We start from the raw sequence: 18,366 nt of genomic DNA on the forward strand, positions 1-18,366 counted from the left end.
CCCGTTGCTCAACTTGCCTTGGCCACCGGGTGGATCAGACGCCGATGTTCTTGCCGTCCTTGCGCCAGACCGACACGACCGCCGGGCGGACGATCTTGCCCGGGCCGTCGGGCCACACCGACTGCGGCTTCTCGACGGACGCACCGTCGATCTCGCCCGGGTGCTGCACGGCGACCAGCACGCGCTTGTCCTGGACCAGCGGCCCACAGGTCTCGGCGCCGCGCGGCACGGTGAGGAACTGCTTCAGCTCACCGCGGCGCTCCCCGGCGGTGGCGACGCCGAACAGGCCGTCGTGCGAGCCGAGCTGGTTGCCGTCGGTGGAGATCCACAGGTTGCCGTGCGGGTCGAAGGTCACGTTGTCCGGGCAGGAGATCGGGCTGACCTTCTCCTTCGGGAAGCCCGCGAAGTAGGTCGCCGGGTCCTTCGGGTCGCCCGCGACGAGGAAGAGGCGCCAGGCGAAGCCGTCGCCGGCCGGGTCGTCGAAGTTCTCGGCGAGCTCCAGGATCTGGCCGTGCTTGTTCAGGTTGCGCGGGTTGGCCTCGTCCGCGCCCGCCTTGCCGGCCTTGCCGCGGTCGGTGTTGTTGGTCAGCACGACGAAGACCCGGCCGGTGCGCGGGGAGGGCTCGATGTCCTCGGGGCGGTCCATCTTGGTGGCGCCGACCTTGTCACCGGCCTGGCGCGTGAAGACGTACACCTCCTCGGCGGTCATGCCCTCGACGTGCGAGACGGCGCCGGACGCCGTGGCGGTGGCCAGCTTGATCCAGACGCCGGAGCCGTCGAACTCGCCGTCGTTGGGGAGCTTGCCGGAGCCGTCGATGCCTTCGGCCGGGGAGTCGCCGGTGAGCTTGGCGACGTAGAGGGTGCCCTCGTCGAGCAGCGTGAGGTTGTGCTCCTTCGCCGCGCGCGAGTCGCCCTTCTTCATCTGCTTCGACGAGACGAACTTGTAGAAGTAGTCGAAGCGCTCGTCGTCGCCCATGTAGACGACGGGACGGCCGTCCTCGGTCAGGCGGGGCTGGGCGCCCTCGTGCTTGAAGCGGCCGAGCGCGGTGCGCTTGCGGGGGGTGGAGTTCGGGTCGTACGGGTCGAGCTCGACCACCCAGCCGAAGCGGTGCGACTCGTTGGGCTCCTGCGTGCAGTCGAAGCGCTTGTCGAACCGCTCCCACTTGCGCTCAGTCTCGCCGGTCGTCACGCCGTAGCGCTTGAGGCGGGCCGCCTCGGCCGGGTCGGTGACCTTGCCGGCGTTGGCGAAGTACTGGTTGAAGTTCTCCTCGCCGTGGAGGGTGGTGCCCCACGGGGTGGTGCCGCCGGAGCAGTTGTTGAGCGTGCCGAGCACCTTGGTGCCGGTGGCGTCGACGGAGGTCTTCAGCAGCGGGCTGCCGGCGGCCGGGCCGGTCAGCTTGAACACGCTGGTGGCGGTGAGGCGGCGGTTGAGCTGGTGGCGGGTGACCGCGGTCAGCTTGCCGGAGCGGTGGTCCTCCTGGACGACGACGATGCCGAGGCCGTGCGCGGCCCAGGCGATCTCGACCTGCTCGCGGGTCGGGTTGGCCGGGTCGTAGCCCTTGAACATGAGGTTCTCGTCCGTGTACTCGTGGTTGGCCACGAGCAGCTGCTGGCGCTCGTAACCGCTGCCGAGCGGGAGGAGGCTCAGGAAGTCGTTGTTGTAGCCGAACTGACCGGCCTGCGCGGCGGCGGTCTGCTTGTCGGCGTTGAAGCCCGGCGCACCCTTGACGATCGGCTCGCCCCAGCGGATGACCACGTTCTGGTCGTGGCCCTCGGGGATGGTGACCTTGTCGTCGGTGTTCGGGGCGACGGCCTTGAAGCGCAGACCGCGGGCGGCCTCGCCGGAACCGGCCTTCGGGTCGGCGGCGGGGGTCGCCTCGGCGGACTGGCCACCGCCCGCGCCGAGGGTGATGGCGGTGCCGGCGGCGGTCGCGACGGTCACGACGGCCGCGGAACGGAGCATCGAGCGGCGCGAGTAGGCGCGGGCTATGACGTCGCCGACGTACTCGTTGTCGCTGGTGTTGGGCACCTCGTGGAAGCATGCGTCGCCGCAGCGGTAGCGGCAGGTGAGAGCGGAACGGCCGCTCCCATGCGGGTTGCCGATGAGCGGCAGGAGCTTGCGCACGAGGTGTCCTCCGGTGAGTGCACGGCGCCGACAACGTGTCGGAACGAATCAGCGGTGACGCTAGGCGGGGGTTGCGCCGATGCGGCGGCGCGGGAGTGAACGCTGAATGAACCCGGCACGGCGGAGGGGGAGTTAGGGCGGAGGGCCCGGTTCCCTTGATGGCTGGGCGCCACGAATGGCGCCCCTGCCGAAGTTCCAGCCAAGGGGCCGATAACCTTACGTGTCCACTCTGGGCAGGGATCAACCGCGCAGCACGGACAAATGACGCACGCACTCATGCGAAAGGCCTGGCCCATGGGTATTCGGAGCTTGTTGCGCAAGGTGTTCGGACGGTCTGCCGAGCCGGTTCCGGAGACGTCGGACCGCTCCACCTCGGCGGCGGTCCCCAGCCAGGCGGAACGCACGCCCCTGGACGTGGCCGCCGAACTGGTGGCGGCCTCCTTTGACAACCCCACCGTTCCGCCGCAGTCCGCGCCGCGCGACCGCGAGCCGGGCACGGTGCTCACCGCCCCGGCCCCGGTGGCGGACCCCACGGTCCCGGAGGCCCGCCGGGCTCCGGCGGCCCCCGAGACCCCTTCCCCGACTCCTCCCGCGAAGCCGGAGCCGGCCCCCGCCCAGGCGGAGACCGAGCCCGTCGCCGAGCCGGAGCCTGCCCCGGCGGCCGTCGCGGAGCCCGAAGCCGCCACCGAGGCGGACCTGGCGGCCGCCCCGGAGGCCGTCGCAGCCGAGGCCGACGCGGTGACCGAGCCGGAGGCCGCACCGGCCGAGGCCGAGCCCGAGGCAGTCGCCGCCGAGGCGGAGCCCGAGGCCGCCGAGCCGGAGGCCGCCGAGCCCGAGGCCGTCCGGCTCCCCGAACCCCTCGTCTCTCCGGCCGAGGCCGAGCCCGAGCCCGAGGCAGTCGCCGCTGAGGCGCAGCCCGAGGTTGTCGAGCCGCAGGCCGCACCCGTCGAGGCCGAGCCCGAGGCCGACGTCGTCGCCGCGCAGGCGGAGGCCGAGGCCGTACCCGTCGAGCCCGAGGCAGTCGCCGTCGACGCCGAGCCGGAGGCCGTCGTGGCCGAGGCCGACGTGGTGACCGAGCCGGAGGCCGCACCGGCCGAGGCCGAGGCCGAGGCGGTCGCCGCCGAGGCGGAGCCCGAGGTTGTCGAGCCCGAGGTCGTGCCCGTCGAGGCCGAGCCGGAAGCCGTCGTCATCCAGGCGGAGCCCGAGCCCGAGGCGGAGGCCGCACCGGCCGAGCCCGAGGCGGTCGCCGCTGAGGCCGAGCCCGAGGCGGTCGCCGCCGAGGCGGAGCCCGAGGTCGTCGAGCCGGAGGCCGTACCGGCCGAGGCCGAGGCCGAAGCCGTCGTCGCCGAGGCCGAGGCGGTCGTCGCCCAGGCCCCGGCCGAGGACGAGGCCGAAGACGCCGAGGACGAGGGCGCCGAGGCGCAGGGGCCCGCGGTCGCCGCGGCCGCGGTGCGGCGGCGGGCGGCCGGGGTCGCGGCCCCGTACAAGGCCGCCGGCCAGGTGCTGCGCGGCAAGGGGAAGGCCGGCGCGCGCGCCAAGGTGTACCTCGTGCTGGACCGCTCCGGTTCCATGCGCGGGTTCTACAAGGACGGCAGCGCCCAGTACCTCGCCGACCACGCCCTGGCCCTGGCCGCGCACCTCGACGAGGAGGCCACCGTCCACACGGTGTTCTTCTCCACCGAGGTGGACGGCACCGCCGAGCTGACCCTCGACGCCCACGACGCGGCCTGGGTCGAGACCCGCCACGCCGAGCTCGGCCGCATGGGCCGCACCAGCTACCACGTGGCCGTCGAGGCCGTCCTGGAGCGCTACCAGAAGGACGGCGGCACCGGCCCGGCCCTGGTCGTCTTCCAGACGGACGGCGCGCCCGACAACGTCCGCCCCGCCCGCCAGGCGATCACCGACGCCGCGACCGCCGCACCCGACGTGCACTGGCAGTTCGTCGCGTTCGGCGACCACGACAACAAGGCCTTCGACTTCCTGCGCAAGCTGGACGCCGAGAACGCCGGCTTCTTCCACGCCGGCCCGGCCCCGGCCGAGCTGACCTCCGCCGCCCTCCTCAAGGGTGTCCTGGACCGGTTCTAGTTCCAGTAGGTACGTACGAAGGGCCCGGGATCCCCATGGATCCCGGGCCCTTCGTCAAACCACCGCTGCCGGCGCGGCGACTACCGCGCGGCGTCCGGGTGGACGGCCTCCGCGACCGGCTTCGCGTCGGCCGACTTCGTCTCGACCGGCTTGCGCAGCGCGATGTTCAGCTCGCGCAGGCGGGACTCCTCCAGCACCGTCGGCGCGCCCATCATCAGGTCCTGCGCGTTGCCGTTCAGCGGGAAGGCGATGGTCTCGCGGATGTTCGGCTCGTCGGCCAGCAGCATCACGATGCGGTCCACGCCCGGGGCGATGCCACCGTGCGGCGGGGCGCCGAGGCGGAACGCGCGCAGCATGCCCGCGAACTCCCGCTCGACCGTCTCGGCCTCGTAACCGGCGATCTCGAAGGCCTTCAGCATGACCTCGGGCTCGTGGTTGCGGATGGCGCCCGACGACAGCTCGATGCCGTTGCAGACGATGTCGTACTGCCAGGCCAGGATGTCGAGCGGGTCCTTCTCCTCCAGGTCCTTCATGCCGCCCTGCGGCATCGAGAACGGGTTGTGGGAGAAGTCGATCTTGCCGGTCTCCTCGTCCTTCTCGTACATCGGGAAGTCGACGATCCAGCAGAAGCGGAAGACGTTCTCCTCGAACTGGCCCGCACGCTTGGCCGCCTCGACGCGGACGCCGGACATGATCTTGGAGACCTCGTCGAACTCGCCCGCGCCGAAGAACACCGCGTGGCCGGCCGCCAGGCCCAGACGCTCGGTGAGGACCTTGACGTTCTCCTCGGTGAGGAACTTGGCGATCGGGCCGGTCAGGGCACCGTCCTCGCCGACGCGCACCCAGGCCAGGCCCTTGGCGCCCAGCGAGATCGCGTACTCGCCGAGACCGTCGAAGAACTTGCGCGGCTGCGCGGCGGTGTCCGGGACGGCCAGCGCGCGCACGTGCTTGCCGGCGAACGCCTTGAACTCCGAACCCTCGAAGACATCGGTGATGTCGACGAGCTCCAGCTTGGCGCGCAGGTCGGGCTTGTCGTTGCCGTACTTCAGCATCGACTCGCGGAACGGGATCCGCGGGAAGGGAGAGGTGACCTCGCGGCCCTTGCCGAACTCGGTGAAGATCTCCGTCATCAGCCGCTCGATCGGCTGGAAGACGTCCTCCTGCTCGACGAAGGACATCTCGACGTCGAGCTGGTAGAACTCGCCCGGCGAGCGGTCCGCGCGGGCGTCCTCGTCGCGGAAGCAGGGCGCGATCTGGAAGTACCGGTCGAAGCCGGAGATCATCAGCAGCTGCTTGAACTGCTGCGGCGCCTGCGGCAGCGCGTAGAACTTGCCCGGGTTCAGACGGGACGGGACGACGAAGTCACGGGCGCCCTCGGGGGAGGTCGCGGTGAGGATCGGGGTCGCCATCTCGTTGAAGCCGAGGGCCACCATCTTCGAGCGGATCGACGCGATGACGGCCGAGCGCAGCATGATGTTGCGGTGCATGCGCTCGCGGCGCAGGTCGAGGAAGCGGTACTCCAGGCGCCGCTCCTCGTTCACCCCGTCGTCGGTGTTGATCGTGAAGGGCAGCGGGGCGGCCGCGCCGAGCACCTCGACCTCGACGGCCTCGATCTCGATCTCGCCGGTCGGCAGCTCGGGGTTGACGTTGTCGGCGCCACGGGAGACGACCTTGCCGTCGACCCGGACTACCGTCTCCTTGGACAGCTTGTCCAGGACGGCGGCGGCCGCGGTGCCGGGGCGGGCGACGAGCTGCGTGATGCCGTAGTGGTCACGCAGATCGATGAAGAGGATGCCGCCCAGGTCTCGACGATTGTGCAGCCAGCCGCTCAGCCGGACGTCGGAGGCGACGTCGGAGGCACGGAGCTCGCCGCACGTGTGGGACCTGTACCGATGCATCAGTCATCCAGTTCTACGCGATACCAGGGTGGATTCAACCGTCCCAAGGTTACCGTCCGGGCGGGGCGCCGCGCGGGCGCGCCCGGAGTGGGCGGTGAACAGGCAGGTCGGTGGGATGACCTGTCAAGATGACCGGGTGCGCACCGAGGACGTCCTGGCCGCCATCGCGACGGGTCTGTGGCGATGGGACAACGCCTCCGGGACGGTCACCCTCGACGGCGAGGCCGCCCGGCTGCTCGGGCTGCCCGCACAGCCCGTCACGCTGCCCGAGGTGGCCGTGCGGTCGCGCTTCCACCCGGTGGACTGGAACGAGATCAACGGGATCGTCAACCTCGCCGTCGCCGAGGACACCCTCGCCGAGGCCCGCCTGCGGATCATGGACGAGGACGGGCGCGTGCTGCGCACCGTACGCAGCCGCTCGAAGCCCCTGGAGAACCGGTCGGCGGACGGCCGCGTGGACTACGAGCTGATCGGCACCATCCAGGAGATCGCCGAGCCGCAGCCCGGCACCACCGCCGCGCACACCCCGATCACCGGCGACTGGCGGCGCTCCCGCGAGGCGTTCCTGCTGGACGCGGGCCGGGCGCTGGCCGAGGCCCGCTCCACGGCGGAGGTGCTGCGCGTGGCGGCCTCGCTGTCCATGCCGGGCTTCAGCCCCGACGGGCTGGCCGTCTTCGGGATGGAGGGCGACCGGCTGTCGATCATCGGGCACCACGGGCACGATCCCGGGGACGAGAGCCCCTTCACGGACATGCAGCTGGACACGGACTACCCGGCCGCGGAGGTCGTGCGGACCGGGCGGGCGATCTACCTCCCCACCCCCGAGGACTACCAGCGGCGCTTCCCGGTCACCTGGCCGCTCGCGCGGCGCTTCGACCGGGCCTCCTGGGCCTTCCTGCCGCTGATCGTCGCCGGGCGGACCATGGGCGCCTGGATGGCCGCCTTCAAGCAGCCGGTGTCCTTCTCGCCCGACGAGCGGTCCGTGCTGACGACGGTGGCCCGGATGCTGGCCCAGGCCCTCCAGCGGGCCGGCGTCGCGGAGTCCGAACGGGAACTCACCACCGGGCTCCAGCGGTCGATGATGCCGCAGCTGGGCCCCGAGATCCCCGGCATGACGATCGCCGCCCGCTACGTCCCCACCGGCGGCGGGCTCCAGGTCGGCGGCGACTGGTACGACATGATCCCGCTGCCCTCGGGCCGGTTCGCCCTGGTCATCGGGGACGTCCAGGGGCACGACGTACGGGCCGCCGGCCTGATGGGGCAGCTCCGGATCGCCGTACGGGCCTACGCGTCCGAGGGGCACCGGCCCGACGCGGTGCTGTCGCGGGCCTCCCGCTTCCTGGCCGGGCTGTGCTCCTCCCAGGAATCGGACTCCGCCGAGGGCTCCGACTACCAGAGCCCGCGCTTCGCGACCTGCCTGTACGTGGAGTGCGACCCGGAGACGGGCCTGCTGGAGGTGGCCCGCGCCGGGCACCCCGACCCGGCGGTCCGGATGACGGACGGCACCGTCCTGATGCGGCCCACGGCGGGCGGCCTGCCGCTGGGCATCGTCCCCGACACCGACTACCCGACGACCCGGTTCACCCTGGAACCCGGCGAGACGATGATGCTGTGCACCGACGGGCTCATCGAGACCGGCGGGCACGACCTGGACACCGGCTGGGCGCGGCTGCGCGCCGTCCTGGAGTCCGAGACGCACGACACGGAGAGCCTGGAGAAGCTGGCCGACCTGCTGGTGCAGGCCGTGCACGGCCCCTCCTCCCACCACACCACCGGGCCGCTGGCCGACCGCCGCGAGGACGACATAGCCGTGGTGCTGCTGTGCCGCGAGGGCGCGGCCTGCGGCTGCGGGGCGGCGTCCCCGCACCGGGCACGGCCCGCGCGGCGCACGGTGCTGACCGTGGCGCAGGCGGAGCCGGAGCGGCTCGCGGGCGCGCGGCGTCAGGTCCGGGAGCTGCTGCACGACTGGGCGGACGCCGACCAGGTGGACTCGGCGGTGCTGATGGTCTCCGAGATGGTGACCAACGTACTGGTGCACACCGACGGCGACGCGCTGCTGGTCGCCGAGGCGGTGGGCGAGCTGGGGACGCGGCGGCTGCGCGTGGAGGTCGCGGACGCCAGCGACGAGCTGCCCCACAAGCGCCACCCCGGGGAGATGGCGTCGAGCGGCCGCGGCGTCCTGCTGATGGAGATGCTCGCCGACACCTGGGGGGTCGACCCCCGGGGCGCCGGCAAGTCGATCTGGTTCGAGCTGTACGAACGGTCGAAGCCCGACGAGGAGCAGGACTCGGGCGAGGACTGAGACCGGGTGAGGCCCGGCGACCCCTGAAAGGCGGACCTGGATGCCGACCACCCCCCTGCTTCCCGACCCGGTGCGGCGGCTGGCCGCCTGGTGCGCGGTCGTCCTGCTGGTCACCGGCGTCCTGGCGCTCGCCATCTGGCTGTGCGTGGTCTTCCAGACCGTGGTCACGCCCGTACTGCTCGCCGTACTCGGTACGGCCCTGCTCGGGCCGATGCACCGGCGGCTGGTCCGGGCGGGGATGAACCGCTCGCTCGCCGCGGGGCTGACGTGCCTGGCCGTCATCGGGGTCGTCGGCGGGGCCGCGTACGTCGTCGCCCTCGCGGTCTTCGAGAGCGGCGATCAGATCGTCGACTCCCTGCGGCGGGCCGGTCAGGACCTCGCCGAGCACTTCGGGGCGGCCGGCACCTCTGTGGAGGACTTCGCGAAGAACTCCAAGGACCTGCTCGCCAAGTTCGGCGGTACGGCCGCCTCCGGGCTGCTCGCCGGGGTCGGCGCGGTGGGCACGATGATCGCGATGGCCGCGCTGGCCCTCGTACTGATCTTCTTCTTCCTCCGCGACTCCCACCGGGCCGTGGGGACGCTGCGCTCGCTGGCGCCGAGGCGTTCGGGCGATCTGATGGAGGCGATGGCGCGGCGCGCCTTCGAGGCCGTCGAGGGGTTCATGCGCGGGACCACCCTGGTGGCCCTCGTCGACGCCGTGCTGATCGGCATCGGACTGCTGGTGCTGCGGGTGCCGGGCGCGCTGGGGCTGGCCGCGCTGGTGTTCGTCACCGCCTACGTCCCGTACCTCGGCGCCTTCCTGTCCGGCGCCGTCGCGGTCCTCGTCGCCTTCGCGGACCGGGGGTGGGTGATCGCCCTGTGGGTACTGGGCGTGGTGCTGGCGGTCCAGATGATCGAGGGGTACGTGCTCCAGCCGCTGGTGCAGAGCCGGACCGTGCAGATGCACCCGGCGGCGGTGATGCTCGCGATCACGGCCGGGGCGAGCATCGCCGGCATCCTCGGCATGCTGCTCGCCGTCCCCCTGACGGCGGCCGCCTCCGGCATCTTCTCGGAACTGCGCACCCGCTTCGCGGAGCCCGCCCCCTGAGGGGCGCGGGCGCCCGGCGTTCCGGGGCCTGGCCGGCCCCGGTCGCCGCTGTTTCCGGGCGCTCCGTCACTCCGTCGCTCCGTACTACTTCGTGCGCTCCGTCGTCGGGATCCGGCCGAGCCGGCCCGCCTGGAAGTCGTCGAAGGCCTGCTGGAGCTCGTGGCGGCTGTTCATGACGAACGGCCCGTAGTGCGCCATGGGCTCCCGGATGGGACGCCCGCCGAGGAGGACGACCTCCAGGTCCGGGGCGTTGGAGTCCTGGGACTCGTCCGCCCGCACCGTGAGCGAGCCGCCCTGGCCGAAGACCGCGGTCTGGCCGGTGTGGACGGGCCTGCGCTCCTCGCCGACCGAGCCGCGCCCGGCCATGACGTAGGCGAGGGCGTTGAAGTCCTCGCGCCACGGCAGGGTGATCTGCGCACCGGGGGTGACGGTCGCGTGGATCATCGTGATCGGGGTGTGGGTGATGCCCGGGCCCTCGTGTCCGTCCAGCTCGCCGGCGATCACGCGGATCAGCGCGCCGCCGTCCGGGGTGGTCAGCAGCTGGACCTGGCCGCCGCCGATGTCCTGGTAGCGCGGGGGCATCATCTTGTCGGAGGCCGGGAGGTTCACCCACAGCTGGAGGCCGTGGAAGAGCCCGCCGCTGACGACGAGGGACTCCGGCGGGGCCTCGATGTGCAGGAGGCCCGAGCCGGCGGTCATCCACTGCGTGTCACCGCCGTTGATGACGCCGCCGCCGCCGTTGCTGTCCTGGTGGACGAAGGTTCCGTCGATCAGGTACGTGACGGTCTCGAAGCCGCGGTGGGGGTGCCAGGGGGTGCCCTTCGGCTCGCCCGGCGCGTACTCCACCTCGCCCATCTGGTCCATCATGATGAACGGGTCGAGGTGCTGGTAGTCGATCCCCGCGAACGCGCGGCGCACCGGGAACCCCTCGCCCTCGAAGCCACCCGGAGCCGTGGACACGGCCAGCACCTTACGAGCGGCGGCCGCCTGCGGCACGGCCACGCGCGGGAGGGTCAACGGGTTCTCAACAGTCACTGCGGGCATGGTCAGGACCTCCTTCTGCGTCGAGTTTAGTTGAAAGTCGAACTTTCTGCCACACCCGCCCTCAACGGAAAGGTCCCCGGGGTAATTCCCGGGGGGCCCCAACCCTTCCGACCGGCAGCGCGTCCTACCGGACGTGATCAACTTCTTTGGCTTCGACGACGTCACCGGCGACGCAGAGCAGGAGGAGACCCGCAGGCCGGGCCCCCTGTGGCGGCACGCCCTCTGGGCGGTCGGGGTCTGCGTCTGCGCGGTCGCGGGCGGCTGGGCCGCCTCGTCCTTCCGCCTGGGACCGGCCGAGTACGGCATTCCGAGCGCCGCCGAGGGCTCCCCGTGGGCCCTGCTCGCCGTGTGCGCCACCGTCGGGCTGGTGGCCGCCGCGCTGCTGCGCGGCACGGCCGCGCGCATCCCCGTCTACGGACCCGGCCGGGTGTGCGCGACCCTCGTGTTCCTGGGCACCCGGCTGGCGCTCGGCTTCCGCCCGGCGACGCCGGCCCTCGCCGCGGGCGCGGCCGCCGTCATCGCGGCCGCCCTGGCCTGGTGCGTCGTCGCGGCGGTGACCCACCGCCGCGGCGCCCGAGCCGCCTGACGGCGGGCCCGGAATCCTTCGGCGGCCGCTGCTTCAGCGGCCGCCGGCGTGCGGGGTGCGGGCGCGCGGGGTGCGGGCGCGCGGGGTGCGGGCGCGCCCGCGCGCCCTCGACAACACCCGGCCCCCGTCAGGGAGTTCAGCCGTACATGCGGCGCATGGCGAAGTCGACCATCTGCTCCACGGCCTTCGCGTCGAAGACCATGCGGTGGTCGCCCTCCATGTCGAGCACGAAGCCGTACCCGGTCGGCAGCAGGTCGATGACCTCCGCGCCGGTGATCACGAAGTACTTGGACTCCTTGCCCGCGTACCGGCGGAGCTCCTTGAGCGTGGTGAACATCGGGATGACCGGCTGCTGCGTGTTGTGCAGGGCCAGGAAGCCCGGGGTGTCCCCGCGCGGGCAGTAGACCTTGGAGGTGGCGAAGATCTGCTGGAAGTCCTCGGCGGACAGCGACCCGGTGGTGAAGGCCCGTACCGCGTCGGCGAGCGACGGCGGCGAGGGCTCGGGGTACAGCGGCGGCTGCTGCGCGTAGCCCTGTTGGGGCGGGGGCTGCTGCGCGTAGCCCTGCTGCTGGGCGCCCGGGTTCTGGTCGTAGCCGTACATGCGGCCCACCCTACCGAGCGGCCGCCGCCGTACCGGCCGGTACCGGCCACCGCCCCCGGCCGCCGTCCTGGAGGGCTCACCGGGGCGGGCCTTCCCGGAGCTCACGGCTTGACTCCCGTCACAGTCGGCCGCCAGGGGTTGCGGCTTATTACCGGTGGGTAGCATCATGACGTTACCGATTGGTATGTACGAGGAATCTGTCTTCCCGAGCCTTAACGGAGCCGTCGCCATGGGGCACTACAAGTCGAATCTCCGCGACATCGAGTTCAACCTCTTCGAGGTGCTCGGCCGCGACAAGCTGTACGGCACCGGTCCCTTCGAGGAGATGGACACCGAGACCGCCAAGACCATCCTCGGCGAGATGACCAGGCTCTCGGAGAACGAGCTGGCCGCCTCCTTCGAGGACGCCGACCGCAACCCGCCGGTCTTCGACCCGACCACGAACACCGCGCCCGTCCCGGCGTCCTTCAAGAAGAGCTACAAGGCCTTCATGGACTCCGAGTACTGGCGCCTGGGCCTGCCCGAGGAGATCGGCGGCACCACCTCGCCGCGCTCGCTCATCTGGGCCTTCGCCGAGACGATCCTGGGCGCGAACCCGGCCGTATGGATGTACTCCTCCGGCCCGGCGTTCGCCGGCGTCCTCTTCGAAGAGGGCAACGAGGTCCAGAAGAAGATCGCGGCGCTCGCCGTCGAGAAGCGCTGGGGCTCCACCATGGTGCTGACCGAGCCGGACGCCGGTTCGGACGTCGGCGCCGGCCGCACCAAGGCCATCCAGCAGGCGGACGGCTCCTGGCACATCGAGGGCGTCAAGCGCTTCATCACGTCCGGTGAGCACGACATGGAGGAGAACATCCTCCACTACGTCCTCGCCCGCCCCGAGGGCCACGGCCCGGGCACCAAGGGCCTGTCCCTCTTCCTCGTCCCGAAGTTCCACTTCGACTGGGAGACCGGCGAGCTGGGCGAGCGCAACGGCGTCTACGCGACGAACGTCGAGCACAAGATGGGCCTCAAAGCCTCCAACACGTGCGAGATGACCTTCGGCGACCAGCACCCCGCCAAGGGCTGGCTGATCGGTGACAAGCACGACGGCATCCGCCAGATGTTCATGATCATCGAGTTCGCCCGGATGATGGTCGGCACGAAGGCCATCGCCACGCTCTCCACCGGCTACCTGAACGCGCTGGAGTACGCCAAGGAGCGCGTGCAGGGCCCGGACCTGGCGAACTTCATGGACAAGACCGCGCCCAAGGTCACCATCACGCACCACCCCGACGTGCGCCGCTCGCTGATGACGCAGAAGGCCTACGCCGAGGGCATGCGCGCCCTGGTGCTGTACACGGCCTCGATCCAGGACGAGATCCAGTTCAAGCAGGCCGCGGGCGAGGACACCTCCTCGCTGGCCGGCCTGAACGACCTGCTCCTGCCGATCGTGAAGGGCTACGGCTCGGAGAAGTCCTACGAGCAGCTCGCGCAGTCGCTCCAGACCTTCGGCGGCTCCGGCTACCTGCAGGAATACCCGATCGAGCAGTACATCCGCGACGCCAAGATCGACACCCTGTACGAGGGCACCACGGCGATCCAGGGCCAGGACTTCTTCTTCCGGAAGATCGTCCGCGACCAGGGCGCCTCGCTGAACGTCCTCTCCGAGACGATCAAGAAGTTCCTCGCCGAGGCCGTCGGCGGCGACGACCTCGCCCCCGCCCGCGACGCCCTCGCCAAGGCCGCCGTGGACCTGGAGGCCATCGTCGGCCAGATGATCGTCGACCTCACCGCCACCGGCGAGGACGTCAAGAACATCTACAAGGTCGGCCAGAACACCACCCGCCTGCTGATGGCCTCCGGCGACGTCGTCGTCGGATACCTGCTGCTCAAGGGCGCGGCCGTGGCCGCCGAGAAGCTCGCCACCGCCTCCGCGAAGGACGTGGCCTTCTACACCGGCAAGATCGCCGCCGCGAAGTTCTTCGCCTCCCAGGTGCTGCCCGGCGTCTCCGTCCAGCGCGCGCTGGCCGAGGCCGTCGACAACTCCCTCATGGAGCTCGACGAAGCCGCCTTCTAGTACGCGGACGCGCACAGCGGCCGGGCCCTCCCGCACGGGGGCCCGGCCGCTGGCGTGCCCGGCCCGTGCCCGGCCCGTGCCCGGCCCCCCGCGGGGCCTCCTCGCCGGGGCCCCCGCCCACCGCCGCCACCGGCGGCTTTCCGCGATGTCGGTCGTTCATGGGACGCTCGTAGACATGAGTCCACAGGAGCAGCACAGCAGCAGGGGGTATTCCGTCCCCACCGGGAGGCCGTACGCCCTCAAGGAGCTGCAGGCGAATGTGGGCGCCCTCGGCGACCGGATCACGGAGCTCTACGACGGCGCGCACCCCGCCGAGTACGACCCCGTCGCCGACGCCCTCTACATCGCCTTCCAGACGGCCGCCGCCCTCGCCCCCGCCAAGAGCTACACCGGCTGCCCGGAGCACCCCAACGGCGCCCTGGACCCCGAGGCCCCCGAGGGCTGGGGCCGCTGCCTCATCTGCAACGACCGGCGCCGCCTCGGCCGGCGGCTCCAGGGCGGCCGCGCGGCGGGCCCCGCCCCGGCGGGGGAGCAGCGCCGCCTCGGCTACCCCGTGCCCGAGCCCCCGTACAGCCTCGACGTGCTCCGGCAGTACCTGCGCACCATCGACGAGCAGCGCTTCCACCTCACGCTCGGCTCCCCCGACCAGGACTTCGTGCGCATCGCCGACGACCTCCACCGGGCCTTCATCGTCGCCCGCGAACTGTCCCGGCCGCGCAACGCCTCCGGATGCTCCGAACACCCGGGTGCGCCGATCGACCCCGATGCCCCTCCCGGCGAGGCCTGTATCTTCTGCGCCGGACGCAAGAGACGCGCGCAGCGCCCGCCGCAGACCCCCGAGATGCTCCCGCGCATCCGCCGGGGAGAGCGCCGACAATTGCAGCGCAGATTCGAACGTCCGCCGGGCTGAGAACGACGGGACCACGGGGCCAAAGAGCCCCCGGGCCCAGACCCTTCGGCTATCCGCCGCAGTCCGGACATGGCGAACACGACCGTCGTTAAGGTGAACCACATGAGCTCTCCCGCCCGCTTCGACCGCGGCCACACCGACGACCTGATGACCTTCCTGACGGCCAGTCCGTCGCCGTACCACGCCGTGGCCAACGCGGCCGAGCGGCTGGAAAAGGCAGGCTTCAGGCAGTTGTCGGAACAGGACGCCTGGGACTCGGGCACGGGAGGCAGGTTCGTACTCCGCGGCGGCGCGCTCATCGCCTGGTACGTGCCCGAAGGCGCGGCCCCGCACACCCCGTTCCGGATCGTCGGCGCGCACACCGACTCCCCCAACCTGCGGGTCAAGCCGGTCCCGGACACCGGCTCGCAGGGCTGGCGGCAGGTCGCCGTGGAGATCTACGGGGGCACCCTGCTCAACACCTGGCTGGACCGGGACCTGGGCCTGGCCGGGCGGCTGACCCTGCGCGACGGCACCGAGCGGCTGGTCAACGTGGACCGCGCGCTGCTGCGCGTGCCCCAACTCGCCGTGCACCTCGACCGGTCGGTCAACACCGACGGGCTCAAGCTCGACAAGCAGCGCCACATGCAGCCGATCTGGGGCCTCGGCGACGCCCGCGAGGGCGATCTGATCGCCTTCCTGGAAGAGGAAGAGGGCTTGGCGCAGGGCTCGGTGGCGGGCTGGGACCTGATGGTCCACTCGATCGAGCCGCCCGCCTACCTGGGCCGCGACCGCGAGCTCCTGGCCGGTCCCCGCATGGACAACCTGCTGTCCGTGCACGCGGGCGTCGCCGCGCTCGCCGCCGTCTCCTCGAACGCCGCCCTGGACCACATCCCCGTGCTGGCGGCCTTCGACCACGAGGAGAACGGCTCGCAGTCCGACACCGGCGCCGACGGCCCCCTGCTGGGCAACGTGCTGGAACGTTCGGTCTTCTCCCGCGGCGGCACCTACGAGGACCGGGCGCGCGCCTTCGCGGGCACCATCTGCCTGTCCTCGGACACCGGGCACGCCGTGCACCCCAACTACTCGGAGCGGCACGACCCTTCGCACCACCCGCGCGCCAACGGCGGCCCGATCCTGAAGGTCAACGTCAACCAGCGGTACGCGACGGACGGCAGCGGGCGCGCCGTGTTCGCGGGCGCCTGCGAGCGCGCCGGAGTGCCGTGGCAGACGTTCGTCTCCAACAACTCCATGCCCTGCGGCACCACGATCGGCCCGATCACGGCCGCCCGCCACGGCATCCAGACGGTGGACATCGGCGTCGCGATCCTGTCGATGCACTCCGCGCGCGAACTGTGCGGCGCGGACGACCCGTTCCTGCTCGCGAACGCCCTGCTGGCCTTCCTGGAGGGCTGACGCCCGTCAGTCCCGGCGGACCGGCTCCAGGGCCCGGGGGAGATCTCGGCGGTGATCCCCGGCCCGAACCCGGCGAGCAGCCCCCGCCCGCCCGGCTGCGGGCCGCCCGCGTGCACCACGGAGGAGTCGAGGGCGCCGACGTCCCAGCCGTACGGCTCCGCCATCGCGCGCAGCGCGGGCGCGAGCGGAACTCGCAGGCGATGACGACCGGTGATCAGCGCGGTCACGGCGCCGATCACCGGTCTCGCCCCGTGGTCAGGCGTCCATTCCGGCGAGGACGAGCGGGAGGCGGGTGGCGCCCTCCGCGGCGACGCGGACCGGAACGCCCCAGTCCTGCTGGTGGACGTGGCAGGCCGGGTACTCGTTGGCCGGGTCGTCGTCGCAGGAGGCGGCCATCGCCGACACGTGCAGGACGCCCTCGGTGACGTCCGGGTTCAGCACCAGCTCGCGGAACAGGTCCGTGCCGGGGCCCTCGCCCCGCGCGAGGAGTTCCGGCGGGGTCGAGGAGACCAGCAGCCGGGTGGAGGGCCCGTAGCGGGTGTCCAGCTTCTGGCCGGCCGGGGCCTGGAAGACCACGTCGAGGCGGAGCGTGCCGGGGGCGACCTCGGTGGCGGCCCGCTGGGTGCGGTGGGCGACCGCGTCGACCCGTACGGCCTCCTCGGGCAGCCGCAGCCGGGTCAGCCGGTGCCGGGCGGACTCCACGACCACGATGTCCTCGCCGACGAGGACGGCGTCGCTGGGCTCGCGCAGGTCGGTGGCGAGGGTGGTGACCTGGCCGGTGGCGGGGTCGTAGCGGCGCAGGGCGTGGTTGTACGTGTCACAGACCGCGACCGAGCCGTCCGGCAGGGCCGTCACCCCGAGGGGGTGCTGGAGCAGGGCCTGGGCGGCGTCGCCGTCGCGGTGGCCGAAGTCGAACAGGCCGGTGCCGACGGCGGAGCGGATGGCGTAGCCGTCCCCGTCGGGCTCGGCGTAGCGCAGGGCGCTGGTCTCGGAGTCGGCGATCCACAGCCGGGCGCCGGCGGCCGACAGCCCGGACGGCTGCGCGAACCAGGCCTCGGCGGCGGGGCCGTCGACGAGCCCCTCGTTGGTGGTCCCGGCGGCCACCTGGACCGTGCCCGCCTCGGGGTCCCAGGTCCACAGCTGGTGCACCCCGGCCATGGCGATCCACACCCGGCCCTGCCACCAGGCCACGTCCCAGGGGGAGGACAGGTCCGTCTCCAGGGCGGGGCCGGAGGTGGGCGAGCCCTGCCACCACTGCCGCCCGGTGCCGGCGACGGTCTCCACGGCGCCGGTGGCGGGGTCGAAGACGCGCAGCGCGTGGTTGACGGTGTCGGCGACGACGACCCGGCCGTCGGGCAGCAGCGCCAGCCCCTGCGGCTCGCTGAAGGCGTCCGGCCCGAAGCCCCGCTCCCCGCTGCCGACGCGGCGTACGACGCTCTCCCCGTCGGGGGCGAGCTCCACCAGCTGGTGCCGCGTCGAGTCGGACACCAGCAGGTTCCCGGAGGGCAGCAGCAGCGCCTTCCCGGGGAACCGCAGGTCGGTCGCGACCGGCTCGGGCGCCACGTACGGCCCGTCCCCGCGCCGCAGGGTCCCCTTGGCCGCGTGCTCGGCCTCCAGCTCCTCGACGAGCCGCGCGATGGCGTGCGCGTGCCCCTCACCGGCGTGCTGCGCGACGACGTACCCCTCGGGGTCGATCACCACGAGCGTCGGCCACGCCCGCACGGCGTACTGCTTCCAGGTCGCCAGCTCGGGGTCGTCCAGCACGGGGTGGTGCACCCCGTACCGCTCGACGGCGTCGACGACGGCCTCGTGGTCGGCCTCGTGCACGAACTTCGGCGAGTGCACCCCGATGATCACCACGGTGTCGCGGTGCTTCTCCTCCAGCTCGCGCAGCTCGTCCAGGACGTGCAGGCAGTTGATGCAGCAGAAGGTCCAGAAGTCGAGGATGACGATCCGTCCTCGCAGGTCGGCGAGGGAGTAGGAGGTGCCTCCGGTATTGAGCCAGCCCCCCTTGCCGATCAGCTCGGGGGCCCGGACTCGGGCACGACGGGATGCGGGCGCGGAAGAATTCATGCCCCCAAGGGTGCCACCCCGGAACAGGTGTACCCCAAGGGGTGACGACAGGGTCCGGAGCACCGTGGGAGCGCGCGGCCGTGCTCCCGGCCCGGAACCACGACGAGGGCGTCCGCTGCTGGGATCACCCGTACGTCCGAGCGTGCCGTAGGCCCCTTCGCTACCCACGGTAAGGAGGTGGTCGCAGTCGGGATGCGGAATGCA

12 protein-coding genes are annotated in these 18,366 nt (G+C 72.2%); 7 read left to right on the forward strand and 5 right to left on the reverse strand.

Features of this window, described 5'->3' with window-relative positions; genetic code table 11:
• Positions 1 to 34: 34 nt before the first annotated feature.
• Positions 35 to 2,125 carry a PhoX family protein gene (locus ACFV0Q_RS15890; protein ID WP_385005560.1) on the reverse strand — a complete coding sequence of 697 codons (2,091 nt, stop codon included), beginning with the start codon at positions 2,123 to 2,125 and terminating at the stop codon, positions 35 to 37.
• Positions 2,126 to 2,419: 294 nt separating this feature from the next.
• Between ACFV0Q_RS15890 and ACFV0Q_RS15895 the strand changes: the two genes are divergently transcribed.
• Complete coding sequence (locus ACFV0Q_RS15895; protein WP_385005562.1) at positions 2,420 to 4,210, forward strand: VWA domain-containing protein; 1,791 nt, start codon at positions 2,420 to 2,422, stop codon at positions 4,208 to 4,210.
• 80 nt (positions 4,211 to 4,290) lie between these two features.
• On the opposite strand, the gene aspS is transcribed toward ACFV0Q_RS15895, so the two are convergent.
• Positions 4,291 to 6,108: an aspartate--tRNA ligase gene (aspS, locus tag ACFV0Q_RS15900; RefSeq protein WP_385005564.1), complete on the reverse strand. Its 1,818-nt coding sequence runs from the start codon at positions 6,106 to 6,108 to the stop codon at positions 4,291 to 4,293.
• A 136-nt stretch (positions 6,109 to 6,244) separates the two neighbouring features.
• On the opposite strand from aspS, the gene ACFV0Q_RS15905 reads away from it, so the two are divergent.
• Both ACFV0Q_RS15905 and ACFV0Q_RS15910 read left to right on the forward strand, forming a co-directional pair.
• Entirely contained in the window at positions 6,245 to 8,410 is a 2,166-nt protein-coding gene (locus tag ACFV0Q_RS15905) for a SpoIIE family protein phosphatase (RefSeq protein WP_385005600.1), read from the forward strand.
• Positions 8,411 to 8,450: 40 nt separating this feature from the next.
• Positions 8,451 to 9,497 (forward strand): AI-2E family transporter, encoded by a 1,047-nt coding sequence (locus ACFV0Q_RS15910; RefSeq protein WP_385005566.1) that lies wholly within the window; start codon positions 8,451 to 8,453, stop codon positions 9,495 to 9,497.
• An 84-nt stretch (positions 9,498 to 9,581) separates the two neighbouring features.
• Here the strand turns inward: ACFV0Q_RS15910 and ACFV0Q_RS15915 are convergent, their stop codons facing one another.
• A complete protein-coding gene (locus ACFV0Q_RS15915) occupies positions 9,582 to 10,541 on the reverse strand; it encodes a pirin family protein (RefSeq protein WP_385005568.1) in 960 nt (319 codons plus the stop codon).
• 133 nt (positions 10,542 to 10,674) lie between these two features.
• On the opposite strand from ACFV0Q_RS15915, the gene ACFV0Q_RS15920 reads away from it, so the two are divergent.
• The gene (locus ACFV0Q_RS15920; RefSeq protein ID WP_385005570.1) at positions 10,675 to 11,127 is read left to right on the forward strand and encodes a hypothetical protein; all 453 of its coding nucleotides are present in this window, start codon (positions 10,675 to 10,677) and stop codon (positions 11,125 to 11,127) included.
• A gap of 136 nt (positions 11,128 to 11,263) precedes the next feature.
• On the opposite strand, the gene ACFV0Q_RS15925 is transcribed toward ACFV0Q_RS15920, so the two are convergent.
• Positions 11,264 to 11,728, reverse strand: a complete 465-nt coding sequence (locus tag ACFV0Q_RS15925) for an SseB family protein (RefSeq protein WP_385005572.1) — start codon at positions 11,726 to 11,728, stop codon at positions 11,264 to 11,266.
• Between the two features lie 229 nt (positions 11,729 to 11,957).
• On the opposite strand from ACFV0Q_RS15925, the gene ACFV0Q_RS15930 reads away from it, so the two are divergent.
• The 3 genes from ACFV0Q_RS15930 (at position 11,958) to ACFV0Q_RS15940 (ending at position 16,089) form a co-directional block, all read left to right on the forward strand.
• Positions 11,958 to 13,784 carry an acyl-CoA dehydrogenase gene (locus ACFV0Q_RS15930; protein ID WP_385005602.1) on the forward strand — a complete coding sequence of 609 codons (1,827 nt, stop codon included), beginning with the start codon at positions 11,958 to 11,960 and terminating at the stop codon, positions 13,782 to 13,784.
• A 175-nt stretch (positions 13,785 to 13,959) separates the two neighbouring features.
• On the forward strand, positions 13,960 to 14,694 hold the full coding sequence (locus tag ACFV0Q_RS15935; protein WP_385005574.1) for a hypothetical protein: 735 nt from the start codon (positions 13,960 to 13,962) through the stop codon (positions 14,692 to 14,694).
• Positions 14,695 to 14,796: 102 nt separating this feature from the next.
• A complete protein-coding gene (locus ACFV0Q_RS15940; RefSeq protein ID WP_385005576.1) occupies positions 14,797 to 16,089 on the forward strand; it encodes a M18 family aminopeptidase in 1,293 nt (430 codons plus the stop codon).
• 255 nt (positions 16,090 to 16,344) lie between these two features.
• Here the strand turns inward: ACFV0Q_RS15940 and ACFV0Q_RS15945 are convergent, their stop codons facing one another.
• Positions 16,345 to 18,162 carry an NHL domain-containing thioredoxin family protein gene (locus ACFV0Q_RS15945; RefSeq protein ID WP_385005578.1) on the reverse strand — a complete coding sequence of 606 codons (1,818 nt, stop codon included), beginning with the start codon at positions 18,160 to 18,162 and terminating at the stop codon, positions 16,345 to 16,347.
• Positions 18,163 to 18,366 lie beyond the last annotated feature (204 nt).

Origin of the sequence: Streptomyces sp. NPDC059564 (assembly GCF_042735575.1) — a bacterium.
Classification (GTDB): domain Bacteria; phylum Actinomycetota; class Actinomycetes; order Streptomycetales; family Streptomycetaceae; genus Streptomyces.

What these genes read in the sequence shown, in the direction of transcription:
- ACFV0Q_RS15895 (WP_385005562.1), top strand. Translation starts at nt 2,420, where the DNA reads ATGGGTATTCGGAGCTTGTTGCGCAAGGTGTTCGGACGGTCTGCCGAG.
- aspS (WP_385005564.1), bottom strand. Translation starts at nt 6,108, where the DNA reads ATGCATCGGTACAGGTCCCACACGTGCGGCGAGCTCCGTGCCTCCGAC.
- ACFV0Q_RS15910 (WP_385005566.1), top strand. Translation starts at nt 8,451, where the DNA reads ATGCCGACCACCCCCCTGCTTCCCGACCCGGTGCGGCGGCTGGCCGCC.
- ACFV0Q_RS15915 (WP_385005568.1), bottom strand. Translation starts at nt 10,541, where the DNA reads ATGCCCGCAGTGACTGTTGAGAACCCGTTGACCCTCCCGCGCGTGGCC.
- ACFV0Q_RS15925 (WP_385005572.1), bottom strand. Translation starts at nt 11,728, where the DNA reads ATGTACGGCTACGACCAGAACCCGGGCGCCCAGCAGCAGGGCTACGCG.
- ACFV0Q_RS15930 (WP_385005602.1), top strand. Translation starts at nt 11,958, where the DNA reads ATGGGGCACTACAAGTCGAATCTCCGCGACATCGAGTTCAACCTCTTC.
- ACFV0Q_RS15935 (WP_385005574.1), top strand. Translation starts at nt 13,960, where the DNA reads ATGAGTCCACAGGAGCAGCACAGCAGCAGGGGGTATTCCGTCCCCACC.
- ACFV0Q_RS15940 (WP_385005576.1), top strand. Translation starts at nt 14,797, where the DNA reads ATGAGCTCTCCCGCCCGCTTCGACCGCGGCCACACCGACGACCTGATG.
- ACFV0Q_RS15945 (WP_385005578.1), bottom strand. Translation starts at nt 18,162, where the DNA reads ATGAATTCTTCCGCGCCCGCATCCCGTCGTGCCCGAGTCCGGGCCCCC.